Consider the following 14,547-nt stretch of genomic DNA (forward strand, 5'->3'; position numbering starts at 1 on the left):
TGACGTCCGTTGCGAATTGATCGGCCATTCTGTTTCCTGTCTTTCTTTCCCGCGTTTCGACCTGGACGCGGCTCAGTTCCTGAGGCGCGCCGCGTCGCGAAAGCCATCACGCTTGGGCAACTGACAAAGCCCAATGCTCATAAAGCCGGATCAGGTCCGGCCGGTGTGTGGCGTAGGTGCAGTATGACGATGTGAGCCGCTACGCCGTGCGCGTCTCCCAGTCTGTCCATAGGCTCGGAAGAAGTCGGACAGTTTGACATGGCCGGTCAGTTGCAACTCCCTTTCCCAGCACTCCACTGCCCGGTAGAGCGCATGAAAAATCTCCTTTCGGGCGGTTTCTTAAGACGCTCGCCACGCCATGAGGCAGTGGGGGCATCGGTGTCCGTCAGGTGCTTCTGCCCATGCAGGATTCCACAACATTGATGAAATCGTTTGTTTCGATGAAAGGCATCCACACTTTGGATAGTTGACCACGCGTTTCAAANTGGGCGCGGCATGCAAGATTAACCGAGCCCAGCCGGTCATGAGTGCGGCCGGCGCTCGGCTGCTCGATTATTTGCGCGATGAGCTCGCGACCATGTCCGCGGAGGTATTCAAACTTAACGCTGCGTCCGGGAGCTCTTGCCCTCCAGTTCGCGACGCTCTCCTGCCCATCCAGTGCTCGTTTATTTCGTCGGATAGTTTGACCCGGCTCTACCGAATCGCCGCTTCAGGATCATTCTTTCCGATTTCGTCACGCTCGTATTTCTGCCGCGTCCTACACCGATTAGGCGCGAACAAACTGAGCGCCTTGGAACCCGAACCCGTGCGTCGTGACCGGGAGCATCCGGGGCGAACTCATGCGCTCGGGGGCATCGCATCACCGGACGGCGACAGGCACGGTCGACCGGCATCTCGGCATCGGCTGGGAATTCGTCCATGGTCTGCATTGACGACGCTTCCTGAGGCCACGTAGCTCTTATGCCAAGCTGGGCGCCCGGGTCGAGCGCGTAATGACGACAATTGCTTCGCTACAGGTCAAACGCTTTCCGGGCCACCTGCAAAGTCTTCACCCGGCCGTACAGCGCCCAAGACCACTGATGTGATCGACAAGAGCCTTTTTGATAAATCTGCGCTATTCTCCTGTCGCGCACGGACGACCGCGTGGCGAAGAGCAGGGTCCGAGATGAGAGCCCTGCCGCGCAGCTTCTATCGTCGCGCCTCGTTTGCGGCATCCGTGCCTACCCTCTTCGGACCTCGTGGGTTCCAACCGGCGGCGAGGCGTGCATAGGCGCCCTCGGCCTGCTCCACCCAGCGGCGCTCTTCTTCCCGGTGGCTCTTTATGTTGTAGGCGTGCGCGGCTCCCTTTTGGCCGCGCACAGCCTTGCTCCCGGCCTTGAGTTCCACATCGCGCAAGCTTCTTGGCATGCAGGGAGGGTCGAGCCCACGCGAAACTCTCGCCCTTCATCAACAGATGCCAGATCACGACAGAGAGTTTGCGTGCGGTTGCCACGGCCGCGACATGCTGTCCGCGCCGGGCTCGCACGCCGCAGGGAGAAGGCTCGCAACGGTCCGGGAGCACGAGCGGCCGCCCAGGCCGCCTCGACGAGCATGCCGCGCGCATGACCACGGCCCTGCTTGGTGATCCGCCCATGGTAGGCCGGACCTGGCCGGACTGTCGGACGCTTGGGTTCAACCCGAGATAGGTCACGAGCTTCTGCGGATCGTCGAAGCGCGACACGTCGCCGATCGCCGCCTTCATCGCCAGCGCGACGGTGATGTCGACGCCGGGAATGGTCATCAGCCGCTTCACGCCTTCATCCTCGAGAGCCGAGCGGGCAAGATCGCGTTCGATGACCTGGAGGTCTTCGCCCAATCGGTCGAACTCGCGCAGATGCCGATCGATCGCGAGGCGCTCGTCCTGCGGTACGACCTGCTCGATTAACCAGGTCCGACCCTTGGCGCCGCACAGGTCGGCATGCGGGCAGGACGGGATCAGGTGGCTATGAAGGATCGACTGGATGACGGTCTTCAATCGAGATCTCTGTCGGACAATCTGATTGCGCCGTGTCACCTGTCGACGCAGAGCCTGCGTCGGCTCGTCCGCAATCCAGACTTCTGGCAAGAAGCCGCTGGCATAGAGCTGCGCAAGAACGTCGGCCTCGATCGTCGTTTTGATCTTGGCATAGGCAATGATACGCACCTGTTTCGGGTTGCCGATCCCCACCTTCTTCACATGCGGCGCAACCACAGCCGTAGCGGACGTCGCGTTGCCGGTGGCCTCGATCACCCCGACATCGTTCGGCGACAGCTTCGCGGCGAACGCCGCCAGCAGATCGCGCCGCATGTCGACGCGGCCGAGTCGCCTGAGCCTGCCATCCTCCCATGCCACTGCTTCGGCGAAGGCGCGGTGAATATCCAGTCCGATGATGCGCATGCCCGTTCCTCCTTCTTGGCTCGGTCAAAGACGGGAGCTGGCGGGTAACACGACATCTACTGATCCGCGCTCGCAGCGCCTCCGGGAAAGTCGCGAGGGGCGGCGATGTAACGAGCTCGGGCTCTCAGCCCACGGTCTATTGACGGCCTGCCTGCACCTTCGTGCTCCCGGTGCCCCACGTCCCGGATGGGCTCACCATAAGGGCGTTCCAAAACAAGAACGGCAGGACGAAAAGGCACCACAGATCACCACCGGATAACAGCAAGGCCAAGCGCTTCGTTCAGACAGGCTTGCGCCAATGGGCTTAGGCCGAGCCTACAACAGCTCTCAAAAACGCTGCCGAACTGCTGCATTGGCTTCGCCGATACAACACAGGCCTCACGGCAGCTTAGGATCAAACCGCCCATCAGTCGCCTCGGACTGGAAGGGTGCACCCTATTAGGTTCCACGCCTAGCTAGGTCGGGGCCGCCGAAGACGCTGGTTGATAGCCCGGCGCCATCGGCCCGGCATTTCAAACCGCCAATCTCTGACCTGCACAGTACGTACGATTGCTCGCTTCGGCAGATCACGCGGCTCATATGTCGGACCTTAACGTCATCCATCATAAACTTTTTGCGACAAAAGATTGCAAGAATGCTAAATTGTTAAAGTCGTTTGTTTCGGTTAAAGGCATCCATCCCATGGATGGCTGATGACATGCGTTTCAAAGGACTTGATCTAAATCTCCTCGTTGTGCTCGACGCACTCCTGACGGAGCGTAATCTCTCGGCGGCGGCACGCAGGATCAACCTGAGTCAGCCCGCCATGAGTGCGGCCGTCGCCCGACTGCGCGATTATTTCCGCGATGAACTGTTTACGATAAGAGGTCGCGAACGATTTCTAACCCCGCGTGCGGCAGCATTTGCCCCCGCAGTTCGCGACGCTCTCCAGCACATCCAGTGCTCGATTATTTCTTCGGATCCGTTTGACCCAGCTCGAGCCGATCGCCTCTTCAGGATCATTCTTTCCGATTTCGTCACGCTCGTGTTTTTCGAAAAGCTTGTGGAGCGTATTGCACGGGAAGCCCCCGCCGTCAGCTTCGAACTGCTGCCTGTCGACGATAGCCCCGATGAGCTTCTCCGGCGCGGTGACGTCGATTTTCTAATTCTACCGGATATGTTCACGTCGAGTGTGCATTCAAGCGTTCCGCTGTTTGACGAGAAGCTCGTGTGCGTAGGCTGTCCCACAAACAAGCAGCTGCCACAGCAGCTTACATTCGAGAGATACATGTCGATGAGGCACGTCGCGGTCAGGTTCGGGCGTACGATGAAGCCGTCTATCGAGGAATGGTTTTTGCTTGAGCATGGCCTTAAGAGACGTGTCGAGGTCGCCGTGCAGGGCTTCAGCATGATTCCACCTATGGTGTCCGGCACAGCTCGTATAGCGACCATGCCCTTGCGGCTGGTCAGGCATTTCGAAAACACGTTCCCCCTGCGGGTTATCGAACTTCCGCTGCCATTTCCCACATTCACCGAGACCCTCCAATGGCCGGCCCTCCACAATAGCGATCCGGCAAGCATCTGGATGCGGGAAATAATGATACAGGAGGCATCTCGGATGGCTGCCCCGCTGTGAACCCACGGAAAATTCAGGCGCACCTATAGTCACTACTCCTGTCACCATCTACTCTGACGACAATAGCCCTCGCCGGATAAAGTCGATGCTGGCGGCAAGTGCGCCTGCGAGATCGTCCAGAGAATGGACTTCCTCGACCAGCTCGAACGAGAAAGGTCCCGCGTAGCCGCCATCCAGCAGCGCCTGAATCTGGCTGCCATTGTCGGAACCTGCAAGAAAGCGATCGGGGTAAATCCAGAAGGTCGGGTCGTTTACGCTTGAAATGTGCACCAGGCCGGTAAGCTCGCAGAACAGGCATGTCTCCCCGGCCAGGGTGTGGTGGAACGTGTCGTGCACGAGGCGAAAGACGGACTGGCCATCAACCGCGGCAACGGCCTCGGCCGCTTCCTTCTTTGATCGAAGCGAGCAGGTTCGGAAACCCAGCGGCTCGATGAGACCGATCAGACCCCGCGACTGGAGGATTGGCTTGATCTCGTTTAGAGCGAAACGAAGATTGTCCTGGCGCTCGCTATCGGTGGGCCACGAGCTGCGGTTGGCCGGCACCAACACGAGCGTCTCCGCCCCGCACGCCGTCGCATAATCGGCGAGGTTGCTTGCCTCGGCCTGACGCGTTGGAGTCCAGTCGTTGAACCGCTGCAAGGCGTTGACAGAGATGATCGTGACGCCCGCTTCGGTAGCGGCAAACCGAACGTCCGCAGCCGGAATGCCGCGTGCGACAGGATTGCTGAAATGAGGGTAACGGATTTGGACGTCGGTCAGGCCTTGGTCACGGGCAAGCGCGAAAAGCGCACTGACGTCAAGGCGGGGCGCCGCCATGTGATCGAGTGCAAAGCGGGGCGATACCTGGCGCATTGCTTGACTTTCCTTCCATGAAGCGCGGCTGCCATTTCGGCATCCGGCTTCTTTCAAGACGGAACCACGCCGGTTCACAGATCGGACAGAGACGGCCGAGTCAATCGAGCTTTCCTTTCATCGGTGAAAGGAAAATGGGCGCTCATGATAGAAATCTATCAAGCTCAAATATTTTCCGGAAGATAAATGTCGAACGGCAGAAATGTCTGCCCCGGGCTCTCCGCGACGCCGGCTTTGATGGCCCGCTCCATTGCCATTATCAGCTCCTGGCAAAGTCGGCGCATTGGCGTGCCGACCGCCATCGTCAAGATGTCATCCGCAAGCGCCCCACGTGACTGCGGCGTCATTTCACTCACGATCGCGACGAGATCCTGACCGCTCCCCTCTTCTCGGAGCGCGGAAATTGCCCCCTCTATCCCCCCGCCGGCCATATAGAAGCCGACGAGCTCTGGTTCCCGCTGCATAAGATCCAGCAATTTTTCGTAAGTGAGCTGCCGTTCATCAAGGTTCACGAGCGCATCAAGCACCTCGAATTTTGGCGCGTTCTCACGAAAATACGCACGAAAGGCCGTTTCCCGCGTCGCATGCGCCTGGAAGCGATGGCTTCCGACAAACACCGCCACCTTGCCGGGCCGTTTTGCGGTCTTGGAAAACACCCAAGCGGCAGTCCGTCCGACCTTGCTGTTGTTGAGGCCGATGTAGCCCTCGCGCACGCCATCGGCGAAGTCGGATAGCAGCGAAAATACCGGGATACCTTTCGCCTTGAGCTCCTCGACTGATGCTGTGATTTTCGGGTGATCGGCCGCCACCATGGCGATCGCCTGGCAGCGGCTCCCAAGGTCCTTAAGAAGCGGGAGCAGGTCACGCGGCAAATGTGACTGCGCGAACTCGATGATCGGAAGGCCGTGGAAGGATTTAGCCATACTGACCGACTCTTCGATCTTGCGAGCGAAATCTTGGTAGAAATCGTGGGTAGGTTTTCTCAAGATGAAGCCCAGCTTGTAGTGCGGCAGGTGCTGCTGCAAGCGCTGTTTGATGAGACCGGCAGCATGATAGCCGATCGCGTGCGCGGCCGCATGGACCCGCTGGGCGGTCTCCTCTCGCACCGGAAGGCGGACGTTCAGAACCCGATCGACTGTTGCTACGCTGACTCCGGCTTCGCGGGCGAGATCGGCAATTGTGACGCGCTTTCCCCTAGCGATTCTGATCGGCCGGTCCTCCATCATCCGGTGCGCTCCCGCGACGGCTTGGGGCGGCAAGCTGAAATAGTTCCCACACCCGGCGGTTGATAGCGCATTCGACGAACAGCGCTCCATGCGCACCCAGATGAGTTTCCGTGAACCGTTCGTTTGCTTAGGGGCTTCATGGTGTTGTATTACTCACTGCGTTAGTACTCTATTTCCAGCGCTCTTTGGAGGCTGGCAATTCGACTGTTGTGGCAAGGCCGCGACTTACACGTCGCGCTGTTGCGATTTTGCTTGCGGGGAGCCAGTTTGATGTAACCCTAACCGCGGAAAGCGGCTTCCATCCGTGACTGGTCCAATTCGCCTTCCCAGCGAGCGACAACGAGCGATGCCACCGCATTACCGACTAAATTCGTCAGCGCGCGGCATTCCGACATGAAGCGGTCCACGCCAAGAATTAGAGCCATTCCGGCAACGGGAACACTCGGCACGACAGAGAGAGTAGCGGCCAATGTGATGAAGCCGGCGCCGGTGACGCCTGCCGCACCCTTCGAGGAAAGCATCGCAATTAGCAGCAGGAGGATCTGATCGGCAATTGACAAATCTGTGTTCGTCGCCTGCGCGATGAAGAGGGCGGCGATCGTCATGTAGATATTGGTACCGTCCAGATTGAATGAGTATCCAGTAGGGATGACGAGACTTACGACCGAACGCGCGGCGCCGGCCTTCTCCATCTTCTCCATGAGCGAGGGCAGCGCGGCCTCCGAGGAGGACGTTGCCAGGACAAGCAGCAGCTCGTCCTTGATGTAGCGGACAAGAGAAAAGATCGAGAAGCCGTTGTAGCGGCAGACCGCGCCGAGAACCCCGAACACGAAGAGGAAGGCGGTAAGATAGAACGTCGCGACCAGTATCGTGAGGTTGGCCACCGAACCGATTCCGTATTTGCCGATCGTAAAGGCCATTGCGCCGAAGGCGCCGATGGGTGCAGCCTTCATCAGAATGCCGACGAGCTTAAAAATGGGGGCGGTAAGCGCCTGGAGAAAGGTAACGACCGGCCTGCTCGTCTCTCCGGTCATCGCCAAAGCAATGCCGAACAGGACCGAGAAGAACAAGACTTGCAGGATGTCGCCTTCCGCGAAGGCACTGGCAATCGTTGACGGGATGATGTTCATCAGGAAGCTGGTCACGGACTGCTCGTGAGCCGTGGCCACATAGCCCTTAACGGCTTGGACATCGAGCGAGGCCGGATCGATGTTGAGGCCGGCGCCAGGCTGAACGATATTCGCGACAATCAGTCCGACAACGAGTGCAAGCGTCGAGAATGTGAGGAAATAAACCATCGCCTTGGCGGCAACTCGGCCGACCTTCTGCAGATCGCTCATGCCGGCAATGCCGGTCGCAATTGTCAGGAAGATGACAGGTGCGATAATCATCTTGACGACTTTGATGAAGGCATCGCCGAGCGGCTTCAGGCTCTGGCCGGTTTCCGGATAGAGGTAGCCAATTGCGGCACCCAGGACTATGGCGGCAAGCACCTGCACGTAGGTCCGGGCAAAATGGCGCTTGCGGGGCGCTGCGATCGCGCGGGGGACTTTTGGAACCAACACCGTTTCTCTCTCCCTGACCGGATCGGGGTGGGGGCTCCTCCTTCTCCCATGCTGCGCTCCGGTCGAGCGCTGCTGTCATCTCGGAGCAAGCGCCGTGCCAACTGGAGGCCTGTCCCGTCCAGCGAGATTGGTGCGGGTTGCGCACTGGAACCCTCCACCTTTGCCGGAATTTGCACTCAAGGCTCGCCAAAGATCGCGTGAAGAAGTGCTTCGCCAGAGAGGGAATTGACCAGGTCGCCTTGCGGCCGTGCCTTTGATGTTCGCCGCAGATCGAATGCCGGCCGATATCTGTCGTCTTGGTGACTTTGGTTGGTCAGTTTTGCGACGGAATGCGCGCAAACTGTAGGATATCCTACACGCCCATCAGAGCACGCGGGACAAGCGATTAAGCGTAGGAGCGCATCGAATCTCCGAGGTCAAAAAATCTTGAATAAGGTCCCCGTGCGAAGTGAATCCGCAACTCGTCAAAGTTCTCCACCGTTTGATCCAGCGGTCGCGTTTCCTGGCGCTGCAGGATGGCGTTATCTGATGGCTCAAGCGCTGGAACGCCCAGGAAATCCCAAACCGCTCCCAAGCATTGGGCAGGTTCATGAAGAAGGCTCTCGTATTCCATTACAAGCAGGTTGGTCGACGTGAAGGAGTCCATAACGCGAGCGTGAAAATCGTCGGCGGCTTTGAAATAAGCCTCACAGTCAGCGATTGACAACCTGACGCTCGGTGGCCGAGCGGTATCGTTGTCCGAGCTGAACTTCAGCCACTGACCGCTTTCCCTGGCCTGCACAAAGGATCGGAGCGATTCCAATACGTTTCGGCGAACAACGAGAATGACCTTGAGTGCTGGCCAACGAGCTAATTCCGCAAAGAATGCTGGACGCTCGCGAAACTGAGGTTCATTGATCTTGCAGCCAAGATGCGTCACATTCTTGTAGTCGCGCATAGGGCAGCGCACATAGGCAAGCTCAAGAAGCTCGCGATCCGTGCCTAGCAGGCGATCCGTGCTGGGCCAATTGGGATCATATTCGTTTAGCAACTCACCGTTACTCAAAACGGTCGGATGCTCGTTTAGCAATTCTTCTAAATAGTGTGTTCCGGTCCTTGGCATAGCAAGGATCACAAAAGGCTCAGGAGTTGGTTCGTTGTGGGTCATTGCATGTGTATCCAACTAAATAATGGCCGCGACGGTCTGGGGACGCGCACAAGAAGCTTGGCTGCTATCGCTTGAACGCTCCGGGTGGGTCCGCGCCTCACCACCCAGCCTGTACTCCGAGGTGTGGTCGCGAAGATGGGCGCGTGCCTGCAGCGGCTGGGTGGCGCCCGGCTTCGGCGTTGTTGTACCACTCGCGATTCCTGGCACACGCATGCCTCCGGGCCGCTGTGGGCAGTTTGCAATCCGGCATTGCGGACCTCCTTCTCGTTGATGGGCGTAGGTAAGCGTCAACGCATTAGTCGTCGATGAAACAGTCCAGCCGACACAAAAAAAGGCAATACAGCGAACATGCAAAGTGCGCCTATATGCAGCCCTACATTGTCGCCCAGGCGGCCGAGCATCACCGGACGGATTAGATCGATAGAATTCGCCAGCGGCGAGAAGGCCGCAATCTGCTGAAACACTCCTGGCAATTGGCCGACTGGAAAAACCGCGCCCGAAAGGAACAGCATAGGTGTGATGACAAGCGTCTGATAGAAAATAAAATAGTGATAACTGGGCGCGAGCGCGATGACGAGCATGGCCAGGCTCGCAAAGGCGAACCCGGTGAGAGCGATGACCGGCAGCACGTAGAGAACCGACGTCCACGCGGCATAACCTAGCGCGGCGGCAACAATCGCAATTGTCGTACCGGCCAGAAAGGCCTTTGTGGCTGCCCAGGTCAATTCACCGAGAACGATGTCGCCGAGGGTAAGTTGTGTGTGCAAGATTGCTTCCCAAGTGCCCTGATCGCGCATTCGACCGAAAACCGCGTAAATTGTTTCGAAGGTCGATGCTGTCATCGCGCTTGTCGCAACCATGCCGGCTGCCAGAAAAGCGATGTAGGATGCACCTTCGATGCGGCCTACCAACAGTCCAAGGCCAGTGCCGAGCCCGAAAAGGTAAATCATCGGATCAGCAAGGGTGCCGAGCATTGAAGCAAATGCCACCTTCTTCCATGCCAAATGATTGCGGCGCCACACCGCGATCCAGTTCCAGGCGTTGGCGGGTAGAGCGGCCGCAAGACGTTCACCCATTGCTCACTTCTCCATCTCACGTCCGGTTAGCCGCAAGAAAACGTCCTCCAGACTGGGTGGACGCTCCAGAATACGCAGACCCGCTCGACCGCGAAGCTGGATGCGCACATCCTCCGGATCAGGCGCATAGCAAAAGAGCGTCTCGCCGCTTACCTCGATACGCTGAACGTACGGCCTGATCAGCGAAATCAGCTCCTGTGGATTGCCGCCGAAGATCTCGATCACGTTGCACCCAATGTACTCGTCGATCAGCGCATGAGGACTGCCCTCGGCGATCTTGCGTCCCCGCTCGAGAACACACAGCCGATCACAAAGCCGCTCAGCCTCTTCCATGAAATGGGTGGTCAAAATGATCGTTTTTCCGCTCGCCAGCAGGAAACGAAGTCGCTCCCAGATCAGATGGCGGGCATGCGGGTCGAGGCCGGTCGTGGGCTCATCCATCACAAGCAACTGGGGGTCGTTGATCAGAGCACGTGCCAGCGTCAGGCGCCGCTTCATCCCGCCGGATAGCAGGCCGACACGTGAATCCGCCTTGCTCTCAAGGCGAGCGAACTCGAGGAGCCGTGGGATGACGGCGTTGATCTCTCTTGTTCTCATGCCGAAGTAGCGCCCGAACACCAACAGGTTCTCACGTACCGTAAATTCCAGGTCGAGATTGTCGAACTGCGGGACCACGCCTATGCCCTTGCGGGCCAAGCGGCTGCGTGCCGGCACTGGTAGACCGAGGACTGTTATATCACCCGCGTCAGGCCGGGTCATACCGAGGAGCATACGCGCAATCGTGCTCTTGCCTGCGCCGTTCGGCCCCAGCAGACCGAAGCACTCTCCCGATGCAACGGTGAAGGACAGCCCGTCCACAACGAGCTTGTTTCCGAATAATTTGGTTACGCCGGTAAGGTCGATTGCTACATTGGACATGCGTCTATCTCAAGCGGAATGAGTCCGATTGGCCACCGGCAGCTTACTTACGAATCTGGTTCAGAGCAGGCCACCGCCTTGAGATGGCACCTTTGGAAAGTCGCGGCCGGAGCGACGCGTGTATCGCTTCCGCCAAAGAATTAACGTCAAGATGCCACGTGTCGCTTCCAGATAGTTCCCGTTCTGACCATAGGTAACTCGACAAGCTTCACCACGTGTCGACTGACACAACTTACTCGGTCACCCGGCGCTGCAAGGCCGTCAGACTTCACCAGCTGTGAGCGAAAGATCTGCAGTATGAAGTGACTCCGCAATTCCAGAATTGCCCGCAGCATTTGCTCCGGCAAGCGGCATCGCGCTTGTGATTTCCTTTGTGCTCCTGTTGGGCAGGGGAACACTTTTACGCGACAGCCAATCGCTATTGCTCAATGTACACAGGGCGTAAGCCTTCAAGGGGATCAACAGGAATATCCTGATTAACGCGTGCATTGAATAGCCGATGAATCGAAGCTGCCGAGTGCGGAAAGATAACACCGTAGATCTTATTATGGTCATGGTGACAATAGCCAGCACCGTCCACCAATTTACTGTATGTGAAAATAGTAGCTCACCGAGCGCCGTTACTACCGCGATGCCGAGCAACAATGGGCCGAGATTCTCTCCCATCACATCCAAAGTTAGATAGCGATCCAGGCCACGCAGTAGACCTCGCGCAAGCATCGTGTCCCGGAAAGTGCTCCGTGCCCAGCGGAGTTGTTGGCGCAAATAAGGTCCCATCTTGTCCGGAACGACTGTCGCCGCGACGGCACCTGGAACGTACTCGGTTCGAAAGCCTGCTTTCAGCATGAGGATCGTAAGATGACGGTCTTCACCGAAGTCGCTTGGTTTCCCCCTGAACAGCTGCGTCTCGTATTGATCCAGCAGAGAAAGGAGACAAGACCGGCGGTACATTGCACATGGGCCGCAGCAGCACATGACCGCACCAAAGCGACCTTGCGCCGCGCGCTCCTCATTGCAAGCCAGCCAGTATTCCATATCGATCAATCGGGTCAACCAAGTGTCGCTGCGGTTGTATGCCGTCAGCTGGCCCATGGCCGCTCCGACCATGGGATCCCGCATTTTTACTGCAAGCTTCGTGATGACGTCGGACGCAAGTGTCGTGTCAGAGTCGACGCTGAGCACGAAATCTCCAGATGAGCGGCGGATGGCGGCGATCTGCGCCTTGCGTTTGCCAACATTCTCGCGGAGCAGAATGAAATTGAATCTCGGGTCGCCCTCGTAGGCGTGATGTACCGGGATGACGGCATTACGATTTCCAGAACCGTCGTCAACCAGATAGACCTGAAATGTTCCGGCGTAATCTTGAATTGCAATGGAAGCTAAACACGCCGCGAGTGTGCGCGGGTCCTCATTGTAGCAGGGGATGATGACATCCACGCTCGGCCAACGGTCGGATCCGAACAAGCTTTCCGACGGCGGCGTAACATTTTCCGGTTGGGAGTAGACCGCTTGCATGCCTCTGTAAACAGTCGAGAGCACCGCATAAGACGAAACGGCAACAGTACTGGCTGTGGTGAGAAGGTCCATAGGATCTCTGTTTGTTCAGGGATGTTGAGGAAGTGATCGGATTACAAATCCGCGGCCGTGCAATTCTGGAATTAGGCGTGACAACGCTGTCACCGTCTGGTCGCGCAGACTGGCTTGATTGCCTGGTTGCAATTCGTCGGGAGCGCACCCGTCGTGCAACAGCACGATTGCGCCCGGCCGGATATCGGCGAGCACTCTGTCGACGATGGCGTCAACGCCGGGGCGAGACCAGTCGCGTGGATCAATGGACCAATGGACGGGCGCCAATGCCGCACCCGCTGATGCAGCGATTACTTCTTCGGTCCAGATGCCATACGGTGCACGAAAGTACCGAACCATGGCCTGCGGGCAAGCCATCCCTATGACTCTGTTTGCCTCAACTATCTGGCGGTCGACTTCGACGGGCCCGCATTTAGCCAGGTCCGGATGAGTCATCGTGTGGTTGGCTATACCGTGCCCGTCTGTAATAATTCGGCGAACGAGTTCCGGCTCGTCGGCCGCGTAGGCCCCAACAACGAAGAAGGTCGCCGGCACCTGATGTTGCGCCAGCACATTGAGTATCTGCGGTGTGAAAAATGAATTGGGACCGTCGTCAAACGTCAGATAGACGCTGCGCTCTGCAATGCCATCGGCATTGTCACTCTGCCCTTCGCATATGTAGTCCAGAGGCTTCATAGTTCCGGACCGTTCCGGTCGATCAGGGTACCGGACGGCCACTCGTCCATCGAGCGTCCGATCGGCGAAACCAACACGAGTACGTCTTCCAGGCGCGTGGGCGGCAGGTCGGGATGCACATCTGGACGGGTCGACCGTACGCGAACGCCCGACACAATGTTCGCGAGGCCGGCTCTGCAGAATCTTTCGACATGGTTTCGCAGCGCGTGCCGAACCGTGCCGAAAGCGAATGGAACACCCAACTGATGGAGCACTGGGTACGCCACGCGCATCGAAAAACCGATTCCGAGCCCTTCAAGATCCGGACGAACCGCGTACAGGCCCAATTCAGCGACGATCAAGTCGACCTCGCCAACTTTGATGAAGCGCCGCAGCATGCCGATGTGAGCCGCTACCCCATGCGCGTCGTAGCCGATTGCGCGGAATTCCGGCCTCGCGCCGGCCCAACTGCGGCCGCCTTCGAATGGCTCCGCGTTGAAGGCGCCAGTCCGTCCATAGGTCTTTCGAAAAAAGTCGGAGAGTTCGACATGGTCGGCCAGTTGCAACTCATTTTCCCAGCACAACTTCCACTCGACATTCGGGCGCATGGAAGACCTCACCTTGTAGCTGTCTGGTTGAGATAAATGTCCAAGCATTGGTTAAATAATTGGCGTCGCGCCAACGGGGCGTAACTTGTGGAGACCGCCGAAAGACCAAGCCGCAATGCAGATGCGACTGACTTTGTACGCCCCGCACACCAGATGATGCTCCTCGGATCCAACGCAACCATCGGAACTACCTATCTTTCCAACTTGAAGCGCTTCTATGGGACCTGCAGCAAAAACGGTAAAATCCTTTGTTTAGATGAAAGGTATCCACGCTTTGGATAACTGGGCGAATGCGTTCCATATGGCTGGTCAATTATCGTCGTCACGCTCGAGGCACTTCTGACGAAGCGCAAAGCTCACGCCCGCGGCACGCGCGGCCGTTGCCGGGCCGCGCGATTATCTCCGTAAGAGGCGAGCGGAGCTCAGACACGACGATTGATCAGAATCTGATTCGCGGGTTCAGTATCTCTTTCGTGTATCCAGCTCTGGGCTGTCCTTTGGCGGGAGTTAGGTTCGCCCAGGTTCTGAGCCTGGGGCGTCGGCCCGTTCGCCGCACAGGCTCCTTCGCACATCGTCGAGGCCGAGAAAGAGGGGGCCACACAGCTCCCCCTGTACTTTCCACCACCCGACACCAGCGCTCACCCAGGGCGCCGGCCTTGCTCACCTCAACGGATAGCGCACTCGCGCCGCTTCACGATTAAAAGAATTCTACAAGCAGATGCCTGTTTGATCGTGAGACGTCCGCTGCCAATTCCCGCATCGCAGAGGCAGCCAATAGCGCTCGCTTCACATAGTGGTCCGGCAAGCAGCTAGATACGACAGGTGACCTCAAATGAGGCGTCTTGCATGGCTTCTACACCTGCCTGAATGCCAGGACTGCGTT

11 protein-coding genes are annotated in these 14,547 nt (G+C 58.1%); 1 reads left to right on the forward strand and 10 read right to left on the reverse strand.

Translation table 11 applies throughout. The features are described 5' to 3' along the window. Positions 1-1,114: 1,114 nt before the first annotated feature. Positions 1,115-2,416: an IS110 family RNA-guided transposase gene (locus tag CIT25_RS26810; RefSeq protein WP_245330002.1), complete on the reverse strand. Its 1,302-nt coding sequence runs from the start codon at positions 2,414-2,416 to the stop codon at positions 1,115-1,117. Positions 2,417-3,113: 697 nt separating this feature from the next. Between CIT25_RS26810 and CIT25_RS26815 the strand changes: the two genes are divergently transcribed. After that, positions 3,114-4,031, forward strand: coding sequence for a LysR family transcriptional regulator (locus CIT25_RS26815; RefSeq protein WP_095488118.1), 918 nt, complete (start codon positions 3,114-3,116; stop codon positions 4,029-4,031). Between the two features lie 48 nt (positions 4,032-4,079). On the opposite strand, the gene CIT25_RS26820 is transcribed toward CIT25_RS26815, so the two are convergent. From CIT25_RS26820 to CIT25_RS26860, 9 genes are all read right to left on the reverse strand, one after another. Then, positions 4,080-4,883: a TIM barrel protein gene (locus tag CIT25_RS26820; protein WP_095488112.1), complete on the reverse strand. Its 804-nt coding sequence runs from the start codon at positions 4,881-4,883 to the stop codon at positions 4,080-4,082. A 164-nt stretch (positions 4,884-5,047) separates the two neighbouring features. Beyond that, the gene (locus tag CIT25_RS26825; RefSeq protein WP_091600622.1) at positions 5,048-6,109 is read right to left on the reverse strand and encodes a LacI family DNA-binding transcriptional regulator; all 1,062 of its coding nucleotides are present in this window, start codon (positions 6,107-6,109) and stop codon (positions 5,048-5,050) included. 278 nt (positions 6,110-6,387) lie between these two features. Beyond that, on the reverse strand, positions 6,388-7,674 hold the full coding sequence (locus CIT25_RS26830; protein WP_095488114.1) for a dicarboxylate/amino acid:cation symporter: 1,287 nt from the start codon (positions 7,672-7,674) through the stop codon (positions 6,388-6,390). Positions 7,675-8,059: 385 nt separating this feature from the next. Then, positions 8,060-8,821 carry a sulfotransferase gene (locus CIT25_RS26835; RefSeq protein ID WP_024505871.1) on the reverse strand — a complete coding sequence of 254 codons (762 nt, stop codon included), beginning with the start codon at positions 8,819-8,821 and terminating at the stop codon, positions 8,060-8,062. Between the two features lie 287 nt (positions 8,822-9,108). Further along, positions 9,109-9,897: an ABC transporter permease gene (locus CIT25_RS26840; protein ID WP_091600620.1), complete on the reverse strand. Its 789-nt coding sequence runs from the start codon at positions 9,895-9,897 to the stop codon at positions 9,109-9,111. Between the two features lie 3 nt (positions 9,898-9,900). Then, entirely contained in the window at positions 9,901-10,815 is a 915-nt protein-coding gene (nodI, locus tag CIT25_RS26845; RefSeq protein ID WP_091600619.1) for a nodulation factor ABC transporter ATP-binding protein NodI, read from the reverse strand. A 261-nt stretch (positions 10,816-11,076) separates the two neighbouring features. Next, positions 11,077-12,402 carry a chitooligosaccharide synthase NodC gene (gene nodC, locus CIT25_RS26850; RefSeq protein ID WP_095488116.1) on the reverse strand — a complete coding sequence of 442 codons (1,326 nt, stop codon included), beginning with the start codon at positions 12,400-12,402 and terminating at the stop codon, positions 11,077-11,079. A gap of 15 nt (positions 12,403-12,417) precedes the next feature. Beyond that, positions 12,418-13,077, reverse strand: a complete 660-nt coding sequence (gene nodB / locus CIT25_RS26855; RefSeq protein WP_091600617.1) for a chitooligosaccharide deacetylase NodB — start codon at positions 13,075-13,077, stop codon at positions 12,418-12,420. Further along, on the reverse strand, positions 13,074-13,664 hold the full coding sequence (locus CIT25_RS26860) for a NodA family N-acyltransferase (protein WP_063169401.1): 591 nt from the start codon (positions 13,662-13,664) through the stop codon (positions 13,074-13,076). Before CIT25_RS26860 ends, nodB begins: the two co-directional genes overlap by 4 nt. Positions 13,665-14,547 lie beyond the last annotated feature (883 nt).

The organism is Mesorhizobium mediterraneum (assembly GCF_002284565.1).
Taxonomy (GTDB): domain Bacteria; phylum Pseudomonadota; class Alphaproteobacteria; order Rhizobiales; family Rhizobiaceae; genus Mesorhizobium; species Mesorhizobium mediterraneum.

Excerpts from the sequence above, each read along its gene's own strand:
- CIT25_RS26810 (WP_245330002.1), bottom strand. The coding sequence starts at position 2,416 with ATGCGCATCATCGGACTGGATATTCACCGCGCCTTCGCCGAAGCAGTG.
- CIT25_RS26815 (WP_095488118.1), top strand. The coding sequence starts at position 3,114 with ATGCGTTTCAAAGGACTTGATCTAAATCTCCTCGTTGTGCTCGACGCA.
- CIT25_RS26820 (WP_095488112.1), bottom strand. The coding sequence starts at position 4,883 with ATGCGCCAGGTATCGCCCCGCTTTGCACTCGATCACATGGCGGCGCCC.
- CIT25_RS26825 (WP_091600622.1), bottom strand. The coding sequence starts at position 6,109 with ATGATGGAGGACCGGCCGATCAGAATCGCTAGGGGAAAGCGCGTCACA.
- CIT25_RS26835 (WP_024505871.1), bottom strand. The coding sequence starts at position 8,821 with ATGACCCACAACGAACCAACTCCTGAGCCTTTTGTGATCCTTGCTATG.
- CIT25_RS26840 (WP_091600620.1), bottom strand. The coding sequence starts at position 9,897 with ATGGGTGAACGTCTTGCGGCCGCTCTACCCGCCAACGCCTGGAACTGG.
- nodI (WP_091600619.1), bottom strand. The coding sequence starts at position 10,815 with ATGTCCAATGTAGCAATCGACCTTACCGGCGTAACCAAATTATTCGGA.
- nodC (WP_095488116.1), bottom strand. The coding sequence starts at position 12,402 with ATGGACCTTCTCACCACAGCCAGTACTGTTGCCGTTTCGTCTTATGCG.
- nodB (WP_091600617.1), bottom strand. The coding sequence starts at position 13,077 with ATGAAGCCTCTGGACTACATATGCGAAGGGCAGAGTGACAATGCCGAT.
- CIT25_RS26860 (WP_063169401.1), bottom strand. The coding sequence starts at position 13,664 with ATGCGCCCGAATGTCGAGTGGAAGTTGTGCTGGGAAAATGAGTTGCAA.